Genomic DNA, 20,736 nt, shown 5'->3' on the forward strand with positions numbered 1-20,736 from the left:
GCCTTTTTTCAACCGCCATTTCCGGGGATTTTTTCGTCTCATCTTGACAAACCTATACCCCTATAGGTATATAAAACCCGTACCTGCATGGGTATGGAAAGGAGAATCATATGCTGGACCGATTGGAAAAACTGCTGGAATGGGGAGGGACAAGGCGCGACGTCGCGCTGCTGTCCGTTTCCGGATTCGCGCTGCTGTTGAGCATGCTTGATATTGAACCGCTTCCCTTTGGCGTCGCGTGGATAGCCATTGTGCTGTGCGGCGTTCCCATCGTGCTGGAAGCCGTGCTTGGACTGGCGGCGGCCTGGGACATCAAGGCGGATGTGCTCGTTTCCATCGCGCTGGTCGCTTCCGTCATCATCGGGGAGGACTTTGCCGCGGCGGAAATTGCGTTCATCATGCAGCTCGGCGCGCTGCTTGAGAACCTGACCGTGGCCAAAGCCCGGGCGGGAATTGAAAAGCTGGTTCATCTGACCCCGGCTACCGCCCGGAAAGTGGACGGCTTCCGGGAGGAGGTCATTCCGGCGGAACAGGTATGTGCGGGGGACGTCCTCCGCGTGCTGCCCGGAGAGACGGTTCCGGCGGACGGAGTGATTCTTTCCGGCCACACTTCCATCAACCAGGCCGTAATGACGGGTGAACCCCTTCCGGTGGACAAGGAAGCCGGGGACGAGGTTTCCAGCGGAACGGTCAACCAGTTCGGAGCCTTTGACATGAAGGCGTCCAGGGCCGGGGAGGACAGTTCCATTCAGCGCATGGTCCGTCTCGTCCAATCCGCGGATGCGGGAAAGGCCGGAATCGTGAGCGTGGCGGACCGCTGGGCCACCTGGATCGTCGTCATTGCCCTGGCTTCCGCAGGGCTGGCCTGGCTGGTCACGGGCGAACTGATCCGCTCCGTCACCATCCTGGTGGTATTCTGCCCCTGCGCGCTTGTGCTGGCTACCCCCACGGCAATCATGGCGGCCATCGGAAACGCCACCAGGCATGGATTCCTGGTGCGGGAGGGGGATGCCCTGGAACGCCTGGCCTCCGTATCCCACCTCACCTTTGACAAGACGGGAACGCTTACCCACGGGACGCCCCGCGTGGCGGCGGTACGCAGTTTTCTGCCGGACCTCCCCGAACAGGTGCTTTACAGGTATGCCGCCTGCGCGGAACTGCAGTCGGAGCACCCTCTGGGCAAGGCGGTCGTCCGCTGTTACCGGAAGGGAGAAACGCGGAAGCTTCCCCAGCCGGAACAGTTCCGCATGATTCCGGGGAGAGGCGTCCAGGCCGTCCTGGACGGGAGGGAACTGATGGCCGGGAACCTGGAATTGTTCCGGGAAAACGGGCTGGAGGTGCCCGGCGAAGTCAGAAGGGCGGCGGAACAGTACCAAAGGGAGGGATGCACCGTGATTTTCCTCGGCATGGACCGTAAGGCCGCAGGCTTCATCGCCCTGTCGGACACCCTGCGGGAGGACGCCGTCTCCACCATCCGGGAAGTGGCGGAAACCGGGGTGGTTCCCGTGCTGCTGACCGGAGACCATGGGAATGCCGCGGCCCATGTAGCCGGGCAGCTAGGCATTGAGCGGGTTTACGCGGACTGCCTGCCGGAGGACAAGTTCAACTGGATTGACGCATTCCAGAAGGAACGGAACCGGGTGTGCATGATTGGGGACGGAATCAATGACGCCCCGGCCCTGAAAACCTCCCATGCCGGAATTGCGATGGGAGGCATAGGCAGTGACATTGCCGTGGACGCCGCGGACATTGTCCTGGTAAGCGACGATATACGGGAACTCCCCCATCTGCTGCGCCTGGCAAGACGCATGATGCGAACGATCAAGTGCAATCTGACGTTTTCCATGGCCCTGAACTTCATCGCCATCATGCTGGCGGTGGGCGGAATATTGAATCCCGTGGCGGGCGCATTGGTCCATAATGCAGGCTCCGTCGTCGTGATCGTCAATTCCGTCTTTCTGCTGAAATGGGGGAGCAAGAAGAGCATGGCTCCCCACGGCGCGGAGGGAACAGCTCCATAACGGGGAGAGGGGAGTATCGCGCACCCTGCGGACGCATGATAGCAAGTTGCCGCATTGGCATGCGACGCTCCTGCGCCGTGGGTTTGGCACCCGGACCGGAAAACGCTTGGATGGGACGGGAGCCCGTGCTATCTTTTTCCCAAGTTCGGCAGGGGTGCCCAAACAAAGGCTGAGATTGCGGGAACGGCATGCTGTTCCCGCAGAACCCTTCAAACCTGATGCGGATAATTCCGCCGCAGGGAGTTCGATTGAACGGGCATGCCCCGTTTCTCGGGAAGGTCTCGTTTCCGCTGTTCCCCTGCCGGCACAGAACAGCATCCATTCCATGAACGACACCGCCAATTTGACCTATCCCGGCTCCCGACGCATTTATATTCCGGGCCGTCTGCATCCGGACGTGCAGGTTCCCTTGAGGGAAATCCTCCTGAGCGATACCCTGCTGCCAGATGGCACCGCCCACTCCAATGACCCCGTGCGCGTGTACGATTGTTCCGGACCGTGGGGGGATGCGGCTTATGAGGGAACCGCGGAGCAGGGGCTTCCCGCCCTGCGCGCCGCGTGGATCCGGGCCCGCGGTGATGTGGAGGAGGCGGAAACGGACCAGGGCCGCTGCCTCCGGGCTGCGGGGGCACGCCTGTGACTCAGCGGCATTACGCCCGCCAGGGCGTCATTACGCCGGAAATGGAATTTGTAGCCATCCGGGAAAACCTGGGCAGGGAAGAAGCGTTCAAGGCGGTGTATGACCGTTATCCGAACGCCAAGAGCCGCCCGGACGAAGCCCGGGAAGTCCTGGAGGCGCTCACCATGATGCCGCGGCCGTCCGAGCTGGAGGCGCAGGAAGGCTTCGGCCCCTCCAGCATGGTGGCCCGCGACCGGCTGGACCACCAGCACGCGCCGGAACGCCGGAACGGCTGCCGCATGCCCGCTTATTTTACGCCGGAATTCGTCAGGGATGAAATCGCCGCCGGGCGCGCCCTGATTCCCGCCAACATCAACCATCCTGAGTGCGAACCCATGGCCATCGGCCGCAACTTCCTGGTGAAAATCAACGCCAACATCGGCAACTCCGCCCTGGGGTCCGGCATTGAGGAGGAGGTGGAAAAACTGCGCTGGGCCATCCACTGGGGGGCGGACACCGTCATGGACCTTTCCACCGGGAAGAATATCCACGCCACGCGGGAATGGATCCTGAGGAACTCCCCCGTTCCCATCGGTACCGTGCCCATCTACCAGGCGCTGGAAAAGGTCGGCGGGAAAGTGGCGGACCTGAGCTGGGAAGTCTTCCGCGACACCCTCCTTGAACAGGCCGGGCAGGGCGTGGATTATGTGACGGTGCACGCCGCCCTGCTGTTCCGGTTTGTGAACCACACCGCCCGGCGCATGACGGGCATCGTCTCCCGCGGCGGGTCCATCATGGCGCAGTGGAGCATGATCCACGAACAGGAAAACTTCCTTTATTCCCACTGGGATGAAATATGTTCCATTCTGGCGGCTTACGACATTGCCGTCTCCATCGGGGACGGCCTGCGGCCCGGCTCCGTGGCGGACGCCAATGACTTCGCCCAGCTGGCGGAGCTGGAAGTGCAGGGGGACCTGACCATGCGCGCGTGGAAAGCGGGCGTACAGGTCATGAATGAGGGGCCGGGCCACGTGCCCATGCACCTCATTGCCGAGAACATGAGCAAGCAGCTGGAATGGTGCATGGAAGCTCCCTTTTACACGCTTGGTCCACTGGTGACGGACATCGCCCCCGGCTACGACCATATCACCGGAGCCATCGGCGGAGCGATCATCGGCCAGCGCGGCTGCGCCATGCTCTGCTATGTGACCAGGAAGGAACACCTGGGCCTCCCGGACCGGGAGGACGTGAGGGAAGGCGTGGTCACCTACAAGCTGGCGGCCCACGCCGCGGACCTGGCCAAGGGGCACCCGTCCGCCCAGTGGCGGGACAACGCGCTGGCGCAGGCCAGGTTTGAATTCCGCTGGGAGGACCAGTTCAACCTTTCCCTGGACCCGCAGAAGGCGCGTTCCTACCACGACCTGACGCTTCCCCATGCCAACGCCAAAAAGGCCCACTTCTGCTCCATGTGCGGTCCGGACTTCTGTGCCATGCGCCTGAGCCAGGACATCCGCCGCCGGTCACGGCAGTAGGGGGACCGAAGGCGCGGCGTCACGGCAGCCGCCGGGCTGTCAGGAGCGGGAACGTCTGAAAAAGAATGACAAGGGCAGGGATGGTGCTATGATGCCTTTAAGATGAAGAATTCATTTTTTTCTGTCCTTGGCGTTCTTTCTCTGGCTTCTGCCGTGGTTTGTTCCGCATCTCCCGTCTGGGAGACGGATTGGAGCAAGGCTCTGGAGAAAGCCGGCAAAAGCGGACAGCCGGTGCTGGTTGACTTCACCGGCTCCGACTGGTGCCCGGGGTGTATTTATCTGCGGAAAAATATTTTTGATACGGACGCCTTCGCCAAGTATGCGGAAGACAACAACTTCGTGCTGGTGGAGCTGGATTTTCCCAGGACGGAGGGGAAAATGCCTCCGGAACAGCTCAAGTTTCATGAGGAATTGATGCGCCGTTACGGAATCTCCGTGTTTCCCTCCGTCCTGATGATGGAGGGGAATGGCGCTCCCTATGCCAAAATAGTGGGGCCCTCCAGAACGGTGGAGGAATATTTGAAGAAACTGGAAGCCGCCGGGGAGACGAGGCTGAAGCTGAAAGAAGCCGTGGCTGCGGCCCGCGCGCTGGAGGGAAAGGAAAAACTGGAAAAACTGGTGCAGGCCATCAAGCTGCTTCCGGAGGATTTGCAGCCCTATCAGAAGGAATTGATTGCGGAAATCTCCGCCCTGGACCCGGAGGACAAATACGGATTTGCCGGGAAGGCTGAAAAAGCCGTGACCCTGGCGGCGCAGCGGCTCATGATGGAGCAATTCTACAAAAAGCACGCGGGCCCCTTTTCCGCAGAAAAAGTCCGCGCGGGACAGGAGGAAGCTCTGCAAATGCTGGAGAAGCGGGACCTCCTGCCGCCCATCCGCCTGGAAATAGCCAAATACGTCAGCGACGGGTATGCGCTGGAGCGCAATTATCCCAAGGCCCTGGAATACCTGAACATGGCCCGTGACGCCGATCCGGAATCTCCGGCGGCCAAAAAGCTGGAGCCATGGATCAACAATATGCAGAAAATAATCAATAAGGAAAAATAAGCCCTTTTCAGGAAGGCATTCCCTCTTCCCGTGAAAAGGAAAACTATATTCCGTCTTTTATTTTAAACAAAAAAATGAACTTGCTGCGCTATGATTGATGAAGGAACCGAACATGCAGAAATGAATACGTCCGCCTACATCAGGGAAGAGGAAGTTAATGAAGAAGACAGCCATTTGCTGAGCTGGGATGAATGGCTGCGGAGGCACGTCGCTCAACTGCTGCTGTTTGCCCGCCAGCAGTCCCGCTCTCCGGAAGATGCGGAGGACATCCTTCAGGATGCCCTGATACGGCTGGCGCGCAAGGAGGCCTCCGGAGAGTTTGTGGGAGGGCAGGAGGCATGGCTTTCCTATGTCTTTGCCTCCATCCGGCGTCTGGCGGTGGACTATGGCCGCAAATCCGACCGGCGCCAGAAAAGGGAGGATGAAGCCTGCGCCGCCGAACAGGACGAGGATGTTTATGCGGACCCCTGGTTTTCCAGCGCCGCGGCGGACGAGGAGCTCAAGCAGTTCATGGAAATGCAGCTCAGGAAGCTCCCTTCCAAATTCTCCGAGGTCATTGTCCTGAAAATATGGGGGAACAAACCTTTCAGCAAATTGCGGAAACGCTGGAAATCTCACAGAACACGGTGGCGAGCCGGTACCGCTATGGCATCGACCTGCTCCGCAAGGCGCTGAGAAACAAAAAAGACCAACTCTAATGCCGCTCCACTCTTATGAAACATGAAACAACATCATCCGCCGCAGGGGAGGAAGGCGGCGGTACTGCCGCCATGCAGCCCCTTCCCGTATCCGATGAACTGATTTCCCGCCTGGCCGGAAGGTGTGAGGAAATCTTCCCCCTGAACGACCGTCTCCGGCATGATGAAATATCCGATGAGGAAATTCATGAGATGGAATCCCTTTTGAAGCGTTTGCGGCCTGCCCCGGTGAGGGTTCTGTTCCGGGAACAATGCTGTTCCCTGATGTGCGCCGAGTCCGAACATGAAATGGAAACCCGGCTGAAAAGGCTTTCCGCCTCTTCCATGCTGGAATTCTCCGTGTGCAAAATGGCGCAGGCCATGGACTGCGCCGGAGAGGCGAAGCAGGAAAAAGCGGTGAAAATCCCCCTGTGGCGGCGGCTCGCCTATATTTCAGGCATTTCCGTGGCGGCTGCGGTGGGCGCCGTTCTGCTGGTTCAAAATACGCTGGTAGCGCCCGGCGGCACGGTGGCCGGAGGGAATGAGGCGGAAGCCGGAGCTGAAAAGACGGAAGCCCCTGTACTGCCCGGGGAAAAGCGGGAGCTGCTGCGGAAACCCACTCTTTTTGAATTGCAGGGCGGAGACGAGCGCGTGCCCGTGATTGCCCCTGCCGTCATCCGTAGAATTCTTCCTGAAAAGGAATATTAAACGACCGCCGCGTGAACGCCTGTGGGCAGCGCGGTTGAAATTTTCCATTCTGTTGCTGCAAGCGTTCGCGCTCTCCGGTCCTGTTCCTTGTTCCGCGTCTCTGCTTTGTGAAGAAAAAGAAAGCGCCCTGGATGCATGGCGGAGCTCTTTTCCCATGCCCGGAAATAAATGTTCTACCGGGAGGGAAATCTCCCTGCCGGTGGAGGGAAAGGCGTCCGGATAAAGGTCTCACCCAAGTGTGGGTTGGCTTGGCTTTACTCCCGTGATGCGTTCCTTGGCGGTCTGCCGACACTGCGGGACGGAAGGGGCGGGGCGAGGACCTGCAAAAAAAATGCACAAATTTTGAACATTGCGCGGACGGATGCTGTATATTATCTCACATGGATATGAAAACCTGTATCTTTCTGACATTGGGATTGCTGATAGGTTCGGGCTCCGGATATTCCATTGACCGGCCCGCAGGAAGTACGGACAACCTTCAGCCGCCGCCCTTGACTCCCTACACGCCGCAGACCAAGCCGCTGCCCTCTTCCAGACCGGCCAGGCTGGGCATTGTGCCCGGCACGGTGCCGCAGGCAGTCGTGGCTCAATTGGAACTCAGCGGATTTCCCGGCGTGCTGGTGACCAAGGTGATGCCGGACAGCCCCGCCGCCAAGGCCGGACTTCAGGAAAACGACGTCATCATCAAGCTGGGGGACATCTCCCTGTCCGGCCCGCGCTCCGTGACGGAAGCCCTGTCTGAAAAAGTTCCGGGAGACAAGATTACGGCTGTATTCTACCGCAAGGGCAAGCGGGAAACGGCGGATGTCACGCTGGACGGCGGAACGCTTTCCGCGGAAGAAATACTGGCGGCCCAGGGAGATCCCCGCACCCAGCCGCGCGTGGTTCCCTCCGTCCGGCGCCAGGCGGTTCCTCCCGCCGGAATGGCCGCACGGCCCAGCCTTCCGCAGCGCATTCTGGACATGCAGCAAATGATGGATGATTTTTTGAGGGACTCCGCGATTGATGATTCGCGGATGGATGACATCATCGGCCGGATGAACCTGACGCCGGGAGCGGCCCAGATGCTCCGGAGCCTCCAGAACCTTCACCAGATGCCCATGCCCCCCATGGGCAAGGTGTCCGGCGGAGGGCAGAGCACGTCTTCCGTCCGGATGTCGGACGCCAACGGAACCATTGTGGTTTCTTCCAGCTCCCAGGCGGGCACCACCGTCCATGTGACGGATTCCGCGGGAAAAGTCCTGTACTCCGGCCCCTACAACACGCCGGAGGAAAAGGAAGCCGTGCCGGAAGCCGTCAGGGAACGCCTGAAAAACATAGAAACCAACTTCTGCTTTTAACCTCTTCATGAAACAATGGAGAAATCCATGATCATTATGTTAAGGACGGCTGCCCTGTGTGGGGCAGCCTTTTTCATGCAGAAAAGGGGCTTTTTCCTCTTCTGAAAAAGCGGCGCGTTCCGGGAAGAAAAAACACGGAACAGCAGCAGGACATCTATTCCACATCCGGAGGAACCTCCGGAAGAAGATGGAAGGAAAAGAAAGGGGATATCCCTGCGGCCTCCCTGTGGGCAGGTCTTGAACTCCTTTTGAAAAGCGGAGTGCGGCAGGAACTACAGAATGCCGGTCAATTTCCGGTACGTCTCCAGCGCGAAGGAATCCGTCATGCCGGAAATATAATCAAGCATGTGCGCCAGGCGTGCGTCCTTCCCTTCGTCATCCTTGGGCAGACCGGTTCCCTGAAGCATGATGGCTACTTTTTTGGACTGCCCGGAGGAAGGATGGTTCACCCACTCCATGAAAAAGTCGATCAGCTCTCCCAGCACCTTGTAGCCCATGGCTTCCACTTCAATCACCTCCCGGGCCTGGTACACGTTCTCAATGGCGTACCGGTACAATCCGTTCAGCGGCCCGGCCAGTTCCGAACGGTCAATCAGGGATTGATCCATGCTCCCTTGCAGAAGCTCCTCTTCATGCTTCATGAAACTGTCCACGGCGGACTGGATGCTCCTGCCGATGGCGAGCGCGCGCATGTAATGGATGCAGGAATCTTTTTCATCCTTCTTTTCCAGTTCCCGGACGTAGCAAAGCTGGGATTCCGTCAGGAAAGGGCTGAATAAATCCCTGGTAGGCTCAAAATCCAGAATGCCGGAAAAATGCCCGTCTTCAATATCCGCGATACGGTAGCAGATATCGTCCGCGGCCTCCATCAGGTACGCCAGGGGATGGCGGCACCAGCAAAGATATTTTTCATCAGGCGCGGAACGGGGAAGCAGCCCCAGATGGCCGGCCACGAAGGAAGCCGCCTCCCTCTCCTGTTCCCCGATGCCGAACTTCTTGCATTCAAGCTTGTTGGCTGCCGTCATGCCGCCTTTCCTGACGGCCGCGGAATAGGATTGCGTGCAGGGATACTTCATGAAGGCGCCCAGAACGGCAGCCGTCAGTTTCAGGCCGTTGCCTTCCATCGGATCCCCGGTGCGGGTAAGGATGCGGAACCCCTGGGCATTCCCTTCAAACGGCATCTCCAGGCCGTGCCGTTTCAGGGCGGTTTCAATGGCGTCCTCCCCGGAATGGCCGAAGGGCGGATTGCCGATGTCGTGGGCCAGGCAGGCAGTGGAAACGATGGTGGCCACGTCGGAAGGCACTATAGGAGCGGGAAGGGAACCTTTCTCCGCCAGCCACTCTCCCGCCAGCATGCCGAGGGAGGAGCCGATGTGGGCCACCTCCAGGCTGTGGGTCAGGCGGGTGCGAACGTAATCATTGCGGCCTAGGGGGAAAACCTGCGTCTTGTCCTGAAGGCGGCGGAAAGCGCTGGAAAACAGAATGCGCCCGTAATCCCGGTCGTAATTGCTGCGGTTTTTCTGCGGAGACGCCGTACTCTGGTGCCTGGACCCCCAGCGGGCGTCCGACAAAAGCTGCTGCCAATTCATCATCCCTGACATGGTGAAGGAATGCTACAGGGGAATGCCCGGCTGGAACAGGAGAAAATGGGGGAAGGCGTTCAATAGGTCAGCATCAGCCCCACTCCCCAGTGCAGGTTGTTGTCGTAATTGGTAGAAACGCTGAGATGGGAGGTCAGGATGTAGTGCAGGCCCACGGAATAATCTCGGTCCGTATTCAGGGAAAAGGAAAGGCGCAGGCGGGAGGCGAGCGGGATATCATCCCTCTCCAATTGCAGGCGCACCTTTCCGTCCGTATCAATGCGCGCATCCCCAATCAGGAGCAGGGGCAGCGTATACCGGACGCCCAGGGTGCCGTCCACTTCCCGGTCCTTTTGGGTGGTCTGGCGGAACATGTTGCGTTCTCTGGCCTCACCCTTGCGGCAGGTCCAGTCCACCCCGATGTAGGGGTAAAGCCACTGCTTCTCCCCGATGTACCTGCCCAGCCGTCCTTCCGCCTCATAGCCGCGCGTATCCTTGTAGCCTATCTGCCACTCTCCCTGAACGCTCCAGCGGGTGCCTCCGAACTCCAGGTCTCCGATATTCCCGTTGGAGGCGAAATCATTGTTCACGGTCAGGTACCACTTCCGGTCCATGTCGTAAACGTGCTGGAGTGCCCGCATGGGGTGTGGAAGCTGTGGATTGGGGGAGAATCCTCATACGTGAAAATCCGCCCCATGCCGCTCATCATGTGGTACAGGATATGGCAGTGGAAAAACCAGTTGCCGCGCGTCTTCTCCGCCGCGTTAAACTCAATCACCTGGGTGGCCATGGGCTGGATATCCGCCGTGAACTTGAGCGGTGAAAAATTCCCGTGCCTGTTCACCAGCCGGAAAAAATGCCCGTGCAGGTGCATGGGATGCCTCATCATGGTATTGTTGGTCAGGATGATGCGTACATTCTGCCCTTCCTTGATCATGATACGGTCCGTCTCTGAAAGAGTCTTCCCGTTCATGCTCCACACGTAGCGGTTCATATTCCCGCTCAGCATGAAATGCAATTCCTTCACGGGCACGCCGGAAGGAAGGTTGGTGCGGGAAGGGGACTTCAGCATGTCATACGTCAGGGTGGTTTCCTCCCCCTCCTCCTGCATGCTGCCGTGGCCTCCACCATGGGAGGAACCGGACTTCATGTCCATCATCCCCATATCTCCGGAATGGGAGGCCGGCATTCCGCCGGACATGCCGTGGTGATGCATCTGGCGCATGGGACCGGAATTCATTTTCATCATCTTCATGTTACCGCCCATGGTCATCATTCCGTTCATCTGCTTCATCTTCTTGAAGTAATTCAGCCTGGGGAAGGGGCGCAGCGGCTGCCTTTCCCCATGGCCCAGCCACAGGGAGGAAGACCCGGAGGTATCCTCCGCCGTCGCCTGGAACTCGAAAGCCCTGCCTGATTCCGGTACCGTCAGGACGACGTCGTAAGTCTCGGAAACCGCAATCATCATGCGGTCCACGTCCACGGGAACGACATCCTTCCCGTCGCTGGCCACCACGCGGATTTTGCCGCCCGCGTACCTCAGCCAGAAATAGGTGGAGGAAGCCCCGTTGACGATGCGCAGCCTGAGGCGGTCGCCGCCCTTCAGCCGGGGCAGGGAAGCCTGCGAAGAGCCGTTCAGCAGAAAGCGTTCGTAATACACGTCGCTCACGTCCATGGCGTTCATGCGCTTCCATTCGCTGGTCAGCTTGGTTCCCAGGTAGCCGGCGCGCAGGGCCTCCCAGTAGCTCTGCACGCTCCCCTTGCGGATGGAAAACCAGTCCGACCCGGTGTGAAGCTTCCTGTTCACCTCCTGGGGATTCTCGTTCGTCCAGTCGCTCAGCACCAGCGTATACTCCGGCAGGGCGTCCTCCGGCCTGCGCGCCGGGTCGCCGGGCCGCTTGCGGACGACGAACGCGCCGTACAGGCCGCTCTGCTCCTGAAGGCCGCTGTGGGAATGGTACCAGTACGTGCCGTTCTGGATGATGGGAAAAGTATAGGTATGCGTGGTGTGGGGCTTTACCGGCGCGGAAGTCAGGTACGGCACCCCGTCCTGGTCATTGGGCACCAGCAGGCCGTGCCAGTGAAAGGAAGTCTCCGTATCCATCAGGTTGTGCACCCGTATTACAGCGGTGTCCCCCTCCGTAAAATACAGAACGGGGCCGGGAATGCTTCCGTTGATGGTCATGGCCGGGCGCGTGACCCCGGTAAAATTGACCGGAGCGTTCCGGACGTATAAATCGTATTCCACCGTTTTGGCGAATGACGGAGAGAACTGGGCCATCAGGCAGCAGCACAGGAATGGGAAAAAATGGGAGGCGACCTTAAACATGAACAGGAGGAAAGTACTGCCAGAAAAGACCTGTTCATTCCATCTCCGGTTCAAAATGAAACGGATGTGATGTGTCATGCCTTTCCTGGAGCATGAAAGGAGAATCTGGAAACTGGCGCGGGCGGAAATGACAAGGGTGCGTTATTCCGGAATCCGGCCGCCGGAAGCCTGTTTCCGCGCAGCCTTCTTGGGAGGAATGGGCGCGATCAGGAAAGAGGACAGGATAAGCAGGCACCCGAGAGCCAGGAGGAACATATTGGGCTGTTCCCGGAACAGGAGCAGGGAAATCAGCGCCGCCAGGGGAATCTTGAGATTGTTCATGATTGCCAGCTTGACGGGCGTCACCCGGCGGGCGCCGTAATTCCAGAGGAAAAAGCAGACTCCTGAAGCGATGACTCCCAAATAGGCCAGCAGCCACCATTGCATGGCTGAAATCTCCTGCCAGCAGGCCAGCCCTGACGGCAGTCCGGCAGGCAAGGTAACCAGCAGGGCGCCTGCGTAGGCATAGGCGAAGCAGGAAGCTTCACTTCCGCCGAACCAGGAATCCTTCAAGGAAATGTAGGCGATTTGCCCTGCCGCGAAACAAAGGTTGGAAAGCTGTACCAGAACAATTCCCGTAAGTTCGCCATTGCCGGCGGAATACCCTTTCCAAAGGATGCCCGCGCCTCCTATGGCCGCAAGAACGGCCGCCGCCAGATGGAGCGGCGGCAGCTTCTTCTTCATCAGGCCGTTGACCAGAACCACGTAAATCGGCGTAGTGGCCGTGAAAAGGGCGACCTGGTGGGAAGGCAGATAATGGAAGGCTGCGATATAGCAGAGGTACATTCCTCCGAATTGGACGGCGCCTATCCCCATCATCCCCATTGCATGGCTGAAAGGAACCTTCCGGACGAAGGGGAGGAAAACGGCCAGCGAGCCGGCCATGCGCGCCAGCGCGACAAAACTGGCGGGGAGGTCGGACAGGCAGTTCCCCAGCAGTCCGAATGACAACGCCCAGATGAAAGACGTGATCAGCAGCGCAGGCATGAGGGCGGAAGCATACGGAGAAAGGAAAACCAAGTCAATGCCCATGCTGCCGGGAGTATGCAGCGTTCATCAAAAAAGCAATGGCACGGTTAAATCTTCCCAGCCAGGAGGGGTTAAGCTTTTTGCTTATAAGACTGTTTGATCAGGGTAAGGATGTAATCCAGCTTGTCCGCATTTTTGATAGCCAGCTCGTAAACGCCATTTCCATGATGGCCGATATTGGAAACGTCCCTGGCGAATTTATAGGGGTCTTCCAATTCGCCTTTGGGAAGGTTGATCCAGAGTTTCAGGCCTTGTTTCTGCAAAGCGATATCCGTGAAATTCGAATCGTTGACAGTGAAGGCGACATAAAGCTTGTTGGCCTTGATTCCAACGTTTCCCAAATCGAGAATTTTTTCTCTGAGGCTGTGGTAAACGTCCTGCACCTCTTCCGGAATGGCCTTCAATCGGTCTTGCTCCGTATAAACTACGACTTCCTTGCTGACGGCATTTACGGCGCTGTTTTCAGGAGAAACCGTTTTACCCTGTTAAATAAGCTTCGGGACAATTTTATTCCGCTTAAGGTGGAGAAGTACTATGCATTCAGGATCACCCACGAATTTTCCATGGCCAAGGTAAGCGCCTATCTGAATAATTTGGAGAAGATTCAATGGTATGTGCATCCCAAATGTGCATTAAGAAGCATGGTTGGATAAGGCGGTGAGCTGGTAACAGTCTTGCGCATCAATCGGGAAATTAGAGGCCTTTCCGGACTGACTCCATGTTTGCCTGGAGAAGATGCCGAGGTCATTGTTGAAGTAGTTTTCGATGATCCATTGGTCTATTACAATGTCGAACAGGCATCTAGCATCAGACTGCTTTCCCTGCTGGCGGCCTACCTGGAATATCATCCTACAACAACGTTGGAACGGCATGTTTTGGAATTGGCCGAACAAAGGATTTTGAAGCAGCCATCTCAAAGCTACATGAATTTTTAAGAGAGGACGAGATTCAATACCTGAGAAATGCCTGGATATCTTCAGATGCGCAAGAAGAGGCTAATCTTCTCTGAAGTTCTAATCTTCTACTCGAATATGAAAATCATAGAAGGTACTTTTGTCTCTGCCGAGGACATCATTACAGAGTTAAGGCGCATTCGAGAATGTCTGGATGTTCTTCTTACCCGGGAAACAGCTAAATCGGGTTCCGTTGTTTGGGCAAGCCAGGCGACTCTTGCCAGGCGTTATGATACCAGTAAATCGACCATTTGCAGATTACTGGCAGAGGCCGTGAGTTCAGGTCATGTCAGGATGATTCGCCCACATGGCGGCGTCCAGAAGTATCATGTTGCCGAATTTGATGCTTTCATGGTGTTTATTTCGACTCCTTCCTGTAAAAGCATTTAAGCTGGAATCAGGGGAATGAATATTTGAAAGGGATTCCGGAAGTAGAGCCAATGAGAGGATTGTCCTGTTAAGTCCCTCTTGGAATTACTTTGTTTATGATTTATCATCAATGACAGCCGGATCACCACTTCTGCCTCTGAGCTGATTGGATGCACAATGTCTTGCACAAGGAATCTATGGGGGTTGTCTGCTCAGGCACTCCTGCCGATGTGGATCGCAGTAAATCATACGGGCGCAGCCTGGAAGAGAAAAAAATCCGAAAGGCGGGGATATACTGCTCCGAAGATGTTCGGAACAGGCAGATGCGGATTCCATTTTCCATCCCTGGTTGAATGCCTTGCCATGATCAACTGTTGACCCAGTATTGTTCCGGATCTTCCGCTACTCTGAGGGCTCCCTCATCCTCGGAAGAATCATTCAAATAACTCTTTTTTCCGACATCCATAATGTTGTCTGCCCACAGCTCACACTGTCTCATGACGGTTTGAAGAGCCTTCGGCACATCATCAGGCGGGTAGTTGTACTTCTTCAAAAGGCGTTTGATCATGATGCGCATTTTTGCCCGCGCCTGGGTGCGCTTTTGCCAGTCGATGGTGCTGTTTCTGCGCAGAGCCTCTGTCAATTCCCTGCTCATGGCGATCAGCTCGTCATTTTTATAAAAATCCTTAACGGCCTGCGGCCTGTTCAGCGCATCGTAAAAAGCCTCTTCTTCAGAGGAAAGGCCATTATTTTTACCTTCCTTGTGGGCTTCCGCTATCTGTTTAGCGAGTTTCAGCATCTCCGCGATGACTTCTTCATTAGTAATTAAGCCGTTGATGTAGGAATTAATCAACCGCTGCATCTTCTCGCTAAATTTTTCCGACTTGACGATGTTGGTCCTCTTGTAAATGGAGACCTGCTCAAGAATCAGCTTTTTAAGCAATTCCAGAGCAAGGTTCTTTTCTTTCATCCTCGCAATTTCCTCCAGAAACGTTTGGTCAAAAAGTGAAAACTCCCTGGAAACGTCGGAGAATAGATTGATGACGCCTTCGCTCCGGATGCTTTGTTTTAACAGCGCGTTAATTCTGTCGTTCATCTCCTTCAGGGAGATTTTCTTCCCGGCGCCCGCGTTTCTGAGCCTTTGCACCAGGACCCGGACGGACTCAAAGAAGGCTGCTTCGAACCGGTCGGCTTCCTGGGCAATGGAAGCGCACAGGGACAGGGCCTGGCGCAGCATCAGCGCTTCCTTGAGGAAACATTCCTGTTTCTTTTCCTTATCCCTGCCAATGATAAAATTAACTGCTCCGCTGATACATCTGGCCCGTTCAAGATCAGTACCCGTCGTGAATCCGGAATAGTCAAATCCATGGAACAAATCCCGGCAGATGCTGAGTTTTTCCAGAAACTTGGGATGGGCCGCTTTGGCCACGTCGGTATCTCCGTAGTTGGCTTTATCCCGGCCCGTATAGTCGTTCATCGCCTGTTTCAGGGCGGAAGCGATGCCCACATAATCCACCACCAACCCCCCTTCCTTGTCGCCGAACACGCGGTTGACGCGGGCAATGGCTTGCATGAGGTTATGGCCGCTCATCGGCTTGTAGACATACATGGTCGCCAGGGAGGGTACGTCAAACCCGGTCAGCCACATATCTACCACAATGGCAATTTTCATCGGGCTGTCATTATCCTTGAACTCCCTGGCCAATTCATTCCTGCAGCTCTTGTTGCCGATGATTTCCCTCCATTCTTCCGGATCATTATTTCCGGAAGTCATCACCACCTTTGCCTTTTCTTTCCATCCCGGGCGCAATTCCAGCATGCGCCGGTAAATTTTCATGGCGATGGGGCGGGAATAAGCCACAATCATGGCCTTGCCCGTCAGCAGGCCTTCCCGGTAATGCTCATAGTGGTCCAGAATGTCGTGGACAAGGGAATTAATGGTGTTGTCATTGCCCAGAATGGCTTCCATTTGCCCCAGCTGCCGCTTGCTGCGTTCAATCACGTCCGGGTCGGCGTTGGCGGCCATGAGCTCGTATTCGTCATCAATCCGCTTCAGGGTTTCCTGATCCAGATTCAGTTTGATCACCCGGCTTTCATAGTAAACCGGGCGGGTGGCTCCGTCCTCAACCGCCTGAGTCATGTCGTAGACGTCAATGTAGTCCCCGAACACTTCACGGGTGCTTCTGTCTTTGGTGGAGACGGGAGTTCCCGTAAAGCCGATATAGGTGGCGTTCGGCAGGCTGTTGCGGATCATGCGCGCCGTGCCGACAACTCTTTTGGCAATTTTCTCTCCTTCTTCATTTGTGGAGATTCTGATCTTTTCCGCCAGTCCGTATTGCCCCCGGTGGGCCTCATCCGCCATGACGATGATGTTTCTGCGTTCGGAAAGAGCCTCATGGGATTCCTCAAACTTCTGCATGGTGGTGAAGAAAATCCCGTTGGCTTTCCTCCCGTGTAAAAGTTTTTTCAGGTGTTCCCTGCTTTCTGCCCGGATGGGTTCCTGCCTCAGGAAGCCCTTGCATTTGGCGAATTGCCCGTATAACTGGTCGTCCAGGTCGTTCCTGTCGGTAAGCACAACGATGGTCGGGCTTTCCAGAGCCTCTTGCAGGAGGTGGGCGTAAAAAACCATGGACAGTGATTTGCCGCTCCCCTGCGTATGCCAGAACACCCCGCCCTTGCCGTCGGTAAGAGTGGCGTTCCGGGTAGATTCAATGGCTTTTTTAACGGCAAAATACTGATGGTAGCCCGCCAGTATTTTAATGGCCTCTTTTCCGTTATTGGAAAAACAGATAAAGTTTTTAAGAATATCCAGCAGGCGTTGTTTTTGGAACAGTCCCTCGAAGAAGGTGTCAAATTGGGCGAACCTAGTATTTTCATAACTGCCGTCGACCGTTTTCCATTCCATGAAACGGTCTTCTCCGGAGGTAATGGTTCCGGCCTTGGAAGTCATTTGGTCGCTCATCACGCAAATGACATTGTAAACGAATATGGAAGGGATTTCCTTCATGTAATTGCGGAGCTGCCGGTAGGCTTCGGAAGCGTCCGTCTCTTCCCGGGAAGGAGATTTCAACTCAACAAGCACGACAGGCAAGCCGTTCAGGAACAGAATCATGTCCGGCCTCTTGCAGCTGTTTTCCATGAATGTCCATTGATTGGCCACGACAAAGGAATTATTGGCCGGATTGTTGTAATCCGCCAGGTAGACAATGTCGGAACGGAGTTCGCCCTTGTCGCGGTATTGTACGGAAATTCCATTTTGCAGATAGTTCATAAACACGGCATTTCGCTGTACAAGCTCTCCATTATCAATGTTTTTTAATTTGTTGAGCGCTTCCGTCACAGCCTCTTTCGGCAAAGCGGGGTTTAAGTGGAAAATGGCGCTTTTCAATTCATCTTCATAAAAGGGAAGGTGATAGTCGCGCTCCACGTCGGGGCCGTAAACGTGGGTGTAGCCCATGTTCTGGAATAGTTCCACTACAGACTTTTCATAGCTGTCTTCCGTGTATGCTCCTGCCATCTGAATGCGTGCTTCAAGGTTGATGATGAATGTAATTATACAACCCTCTGTTGAAAATCAATCATTTTGTGATGGGAAGGGATATTGAAATATCGGTTGTTATGATGTTGATATGTTGTTAAACAAATTGAGACGAGAATAGGCTAAATAGGCAATCATTGATCCGGCTAAATGATAATTTAGTAGCTTAGATCTTGATGGAGGAAACATTAATCTCGCCGGACATCAAACGGGGCAGGAGATAATCTCTAAGGGCTTGCAGGCGATAGTTTTCTTGGACGCGTTGCTCTATTGCGTGGTTTATTGTAGAAAAGGTGTCGATGATTTCACATTTATCAAGTTCTCTCGGAGCCAAAAATGAGAAATTCTCAAGATTCCCTTTCGTAATAAACCTAATTACAGAACCTCTTGCCGCACTCGTAATCTCAGCGAGATTGTATTTGACGGCATAGTAGAGCCAACTGGTATACCTTGGATTATACGGAATAAGAACATATGTCCTTTGATACGCTTCAAATTTACCGTTATACCATTTGACATTAAAGTCACCATTCCCGGCAACCAATATGGCATTTCCTTCAAAGGAGTAATTATCAGTCCACGCTATGTTTTGAGAGCAACTGAAGAACGGGTATTGGCCTTTATCCGATGATACATTGGCATTTTTCTTACCCGTAATTACAGGCAAGAAATCTACCAAACGATATTCCTTCCATGTTGATGGAACCATGCCATTGAATGGCTCATAGTCGATAAACCAGGATTTGAATATAGCCTGCGCTTGCTTCTCTAAATTATCATTTATGCGGTTGTTTAATTCGATTTTATCATCCAATGCCCGAAGGATGCTTCCTATTTTCTGTTGTTCTTCCAATGGAGGAACTGCAACTTCAATCCTTTCAATAACATTGATTTGTGCTCTTTGTCGGCCAGACGAACCAACCATTGACTTAACAGCAGGTTCTCTTACCATTGGACTGCAAACCAAATAATAAAGAAAGTCTGCATTGGTCATATTCTTTTTTGCTCTGAAAACGATGTATTCTGTTGATCCAAAGCCCACTTCGTCATCATCCAAAATTGAGACTTGAGCCCGTTTCCCGTTTTCAAGGCAAGGTGTAATTCGAGCCATGATAGTATCTCCATTGCGAAATTTTGTACCACCAGTGAAGGCCGCTATCTCATATCCCGGAATATCACGACAAAATGGCTGTAACTTTTCCATACTGATTTTCTTAGCCATCCTGTCTTTTTTTATACTCTCTTTGGGATTGAATTCGGCAATATCAGAGAGCTTTTTTAATGTCCATTTATATTTCATACCCGATAGCCTTCAATCGTTCCTTAATTTCTGTTTCCAGTTTGTGGGATTTCTTGAACAGTCCGGACAGTTCGGAAGTCAAATGGGCCATTTTTTCTTCAAATGGTTCTCCGTCGTCTTCCTGTTCCTCAATTCCGACGTAGCGGCCGGGGGTGAGAACGTAGTCCTGTCGTTTGATGGTTTCCAGATCTGCGATGGCGCAGAATCCCCTGACCTCCGCCAGGGCTCCTTTCTGGAAGGATTCAAAGGCATCGGCCAGTTTCCGGATATCTTCCTCTGAAAAGTCGCGGTGCTTGCGGGTGACCATGGTTCCCATTTTCCGGGCGTCAATGAACAGCGTTTTGCCTTTTTGCCGCTTGTTCTTGCTGATGAACCAGAGGGTTACGGGAATGGTTACGCTGTAGAAGAGGTTGGGGGGCAGGGCGACGATGCCTTCCACCAAATCCGCCTCAATGATGTTTTTGCGGATTTCCCCCTCGCCGGAAGACTGGGTGGACAGGGAACCGTTGGCCAGCACCAGCCCGATTTTCCCATCCGGGGCAAGGTGGTGGATCATGTGCTGGATCCAGGCGTAGTTGGCGTTGCCCGCGGGGGGGATGCCGTATTTCCAGCGGACATCATTCCGCAGCTGGGATTGTCCCCAGTTGGAGAGGTTGAAGGGAGGGTTGGCCATGATGAAGTCCGCCTTAAGGGAAGGATGCAGGTCTTTGAAGAAGGTGTCCGCCTGGTGGGGGCCGAAGTCGGCTTCAATCCCCCGGATGGCCATGTTGATTTTTGCCATTTTCCAGGTATCCGCATTGCTTTCCTGCCCGTAAACAGCGATGCCGTCTTTCCGCCCGCTGTGCGCCTGAAGGAATTTGACGCTCTGCACGAACATGCCTCCGGAGCCGCAGCACGGGTCGTAAATCCGGCAGTTGTCAAAGGGTTTCAAGATGGCGACGATGGTTTTGACGATGCTAGCGGGGGTATAGAATTCGCCGCCTTTCACGCCTTCATAGGCGGCGAACTGAGCGATGCAGTATTCATAGGTCCTGCCTAGCAGGTCTTTCCCCACCTCAGCATCCCCCATGTCCATATTGGTGAAGATGTCCACGACGTTGCCCAGCACCCGTTTGTCCATATCCGGGCTGGCGTAGTTTTTGGGAAGGACATTTTTCAGGCTCCTGTTTTCGGTTTCGATGGCAAGCATGGCTTCATCAATGACCTTGCCGATTTCTTCCGTGTGCGCTGCCGCGGCCACGGCGGACCAGCGCGCTTTTTCCGGGACAAAGAAGATGTTTTCCGCTAGATATTCGTCACGGTCGTTTTCAAAGCCTTCCCCTTCCGCCAGGAGCGCCTGGAATTTCCGTTCAAAGGCGCAGGAGATGTAGCGCAGGAAAATCAGGCCGACGATGACTTTACGATAGTCTGCGGCGGGGATGTGCCCCCACAGTTCGCAGGCGGCGTTCCATATTTGTTTTTCAAAGCCAATGTTGGCGTTATTCTTTTCAGCCATTGCAGTTGTGGTTTACGAAGAGGAAGTTTAGGGAGGATGGCGGAGCACGTCAAGATCAGACCATGGAGCTGATCATGAAGGAAACTCCCGCCAATTTTCAGAATCATCTTGGACAACTTCAAACAGGTGTGAATCAGAAAAAACAAGGTGCTAGTATGGT

The 20,736-nt window shown here is 55.1% G+C and carries 15 protein-coding genes, 1 pseudogene and 1 riboswitch; of the genes and pseudogenes, 9 read left to right on the forward strand and 7 right to left on the reverse strand.

Features of this window, described 5'->3' with window-relative positions:
- Positions 1-110 precede the first annotated feature (110 nt).
- From PVA48_RS13605 to PVA48_RS13630, 6 genes and pseudogenes are all read left to right on the forward strand, one after another.
- Positions 111-2,021 (forward strand): heavy metal translocating P-type ATPase, encoded by a 1,911-nt coding sequence (locus PVA48_RS13605; protein ID WP_423231904.1) that lies wholly within the window; start codon positions 111-113, stop codon positions 2,019-2,021.
- A 140-nt stretch (positions 2,022-2,161) separates the two neighbouring features.
- Positions 2,162-2,281: riboswitch (TPP riboswitch) on the forward strand.
- Positions 2,282-2,346: 65 nt separating this feature from the next.
- A pseudogene (gene thiC, locus PVA48_RS13610) lies at positions 2,347-4,172 on the forward strand (phosphomethylpyrimidine synthase ThiC).
- Positions 4,173-4,274: 102 nt separating this feature from the next.
- Positions 4,275-5,219, forward strand: a complete 945-nt coding sequence (locus tag PVA48_RS13615) for a thioredoxin fold domain-containing protein (RefSeq protein ID WP_102728161.1) — start codon at positions 4,275-4,277, stop codon at positions 5,217-5,219.
- 120 nt (positions 5,220-5,339) lie between these two features.
- A complete protein-coding gene (locus PVA48_RS13620) occupies positions 5,340-5,894 on the forward strand; it encodes an RNA polymerase sigma factor (protein ID WP_423231905.1) in 555 nt (184 codons plus the stop codon).
- Between the two features lie 38 nt (positions 5,895-5,932).
- On the forward strand, positions 5,933-6,604 hold the full coding sequence (locus PVA48_RS13625; RefSeq protein WP_146021090.1) for a hypothetical protein: 672 nt from the start codon (positions 5,933-5,935) through the stop codon (positions 6,602-6,604).
- Between the two features lie 410 nt (positions 6,605-7,014).
- Positions 7,015-7,944: a S1C family serine protease gene (locus tag PVA48_RS13630; protein ID WP_423231906.1), complete on the forward strand. Its 930-nt coding sequence runs from the start codon at positions 7,015-7,017 to the stop codon at positions 7,942-7,944.
- 272 nt (positions 7,945-8,216) lie between these two features.
- Here the strand turns inward: PVA48_RS13630 and dgt are convergent, their stop codons facing one another.
- The 4 genes from dgt to PVA48_RS13650 all read right to left on the reverse strand — a co-directional run bounded on the left by dgt (position 8,217) and on the right by PVA48_RS13650 (position 12,924).
- Positions 8,217-9,545, reverse strand: a complete 1,329-nt coding sequence (gene dgt, locus PVA48_RS13635) for a dGTP triphosphohydrolase (RefSeq protein WP_102728164.1) — start codon at positions 9,543-9,545, stop codon at positions 8,217-8,219.
- Positions 9,546-9,604: 59 nt separating this feature from the next.
- Entirely contained in the window at positions 9,605-10,165 is a 561-nt protein-coding gene (locus tag PVA48_RS13640; RefSeq protein ID WP_423231907.1) for a hypothetical protein, read from the reverse strand.
- A complete protein-coding gene (locus PVA48_RS13645; protein ID WP_423231908.1) occupies positions 10,117-11,853 on the reverse strand; it encodes a multicopper oxidase domain-containing protein in 1,737 nt (578 codons plus the stop codon). Before PVA48_RS13645 ends, PVA48_RS13640 begins: the two co-directional genes overlap by 49 nt.
- Before the next feature lie 141 nt (positions 11,854-11,994).
- Positions 11,995-12,924, reverse strand: coding sequence for an EamA family transporter (locus tag PVA48_RS13650; protein WP_102726349.1), 930 nt, complete (start codon positions 12,922-12,924; stop codon positions 11,995-11,997).
- Between the two features lie 35 nt (positions 12,925-12,959).
- Between PVA48_RS13650 and PVA48_RS13655 the strand changes: the two genes are divergently transcribed.
- The 3 genes from PVA48_RS13655 to PVA48_RS13665 all read left to right on the forward strand — a co-directional run bounded on the left by PVA48_RS13655 (position 12,960) and on the right by PVA48_RS13665 (position 14,264).
- Complete coding sequence (locus tag PVA48_RS13655; protein WP_146021091.1) at positions 12,960-13,574, forward strand: hypothetical protein; 615 nt, start codon at positions 12,960-12,962, stop codon at positions 13,572-13,574.
- A 21-nt stretch (positions 13,575-13,595) separates the two neighbouring features.
- Positions 13,596-13,856, forward strand: coding sequence for a hypothetical protein (locus PVA48_RS13660; RefSeq protein WP_423231909.1), 261 nt, complete (start codon positions 13,596-13,598; stop codon positions 13,854-13,856).
- Between the two features lie 96 nt (positions 13,857-13,952).
- Positions 13,953-14,264 (forward strand): hypothetical protein, encoded by a 312-nt coding sequence (locus tag PVA48_RS13665; RefSeq protein ID WP_146021093.1) that lies wholly within the window; start codon positions 13,953-13,955, stop codon positions 14,262-14,264.
- A 346-nt stretch (positions 14,265-14,610) separates the two neighbouring features.
- Here PVA48_RS13665 and PVA48_RS13670 read toward each other — a convergent pair whose 3' ends face one another.
- From PVA48_RS13670 to PVA48_RS13680, 3 genes are all read right to left on the reverse strand, one after another.
- Positions 14,611-17,760 (reverse strand): type I restriction endonuclease subunit R, encoded by a 3,150-nt coding sequence (locus PVA48_RS13670; protein WP_102728169.1) that lies wholly within the window; start codon positions 17,758-17,760, stop codon positions 14,611-14,613.
- A gap of 187 nt (positions 17,761-17,947) precedes the next feature.
- Complete coding sequence (locus PVA48_RS13675; protein WP_102728170.1) at positions 17,948-19,081, reverse strand: restriction endonuclease subunit S; 1,134 nt, start codon at positions 19,079-19,081, stop codon at positions 17,948-17,950.
- Positions 19,071-20,576, reverse strand: a complete 1,506-nt coding sequence (locus PVA48_RS13680) for a type I restriction-modification system subunit M (RefSeq protein ID WP_102728171.1) — start codon at positions 20,574-20,576, stop codon at positions 19,071-19,073. The genes PVA48_RS13675 and PVA48_RS13680 overlap by 11 nt, the downstream gene beginning before the upstream one ends.
- Between the last annotated feature and the right edge of the window lie 160 nt (positions 20,577-20,736).

The organism is Akkermansia sp. JRP_AM1, assembly GCF_049262625.1.
In the GTDB taxonomy this organism is placed as follows: Bacteria; Verrucomicrobiota; Verrucomicrobiia; order Verrucomicrobiales; family Akkermansiaceae; genus Akkermansia; species Akkermansia massiliensis.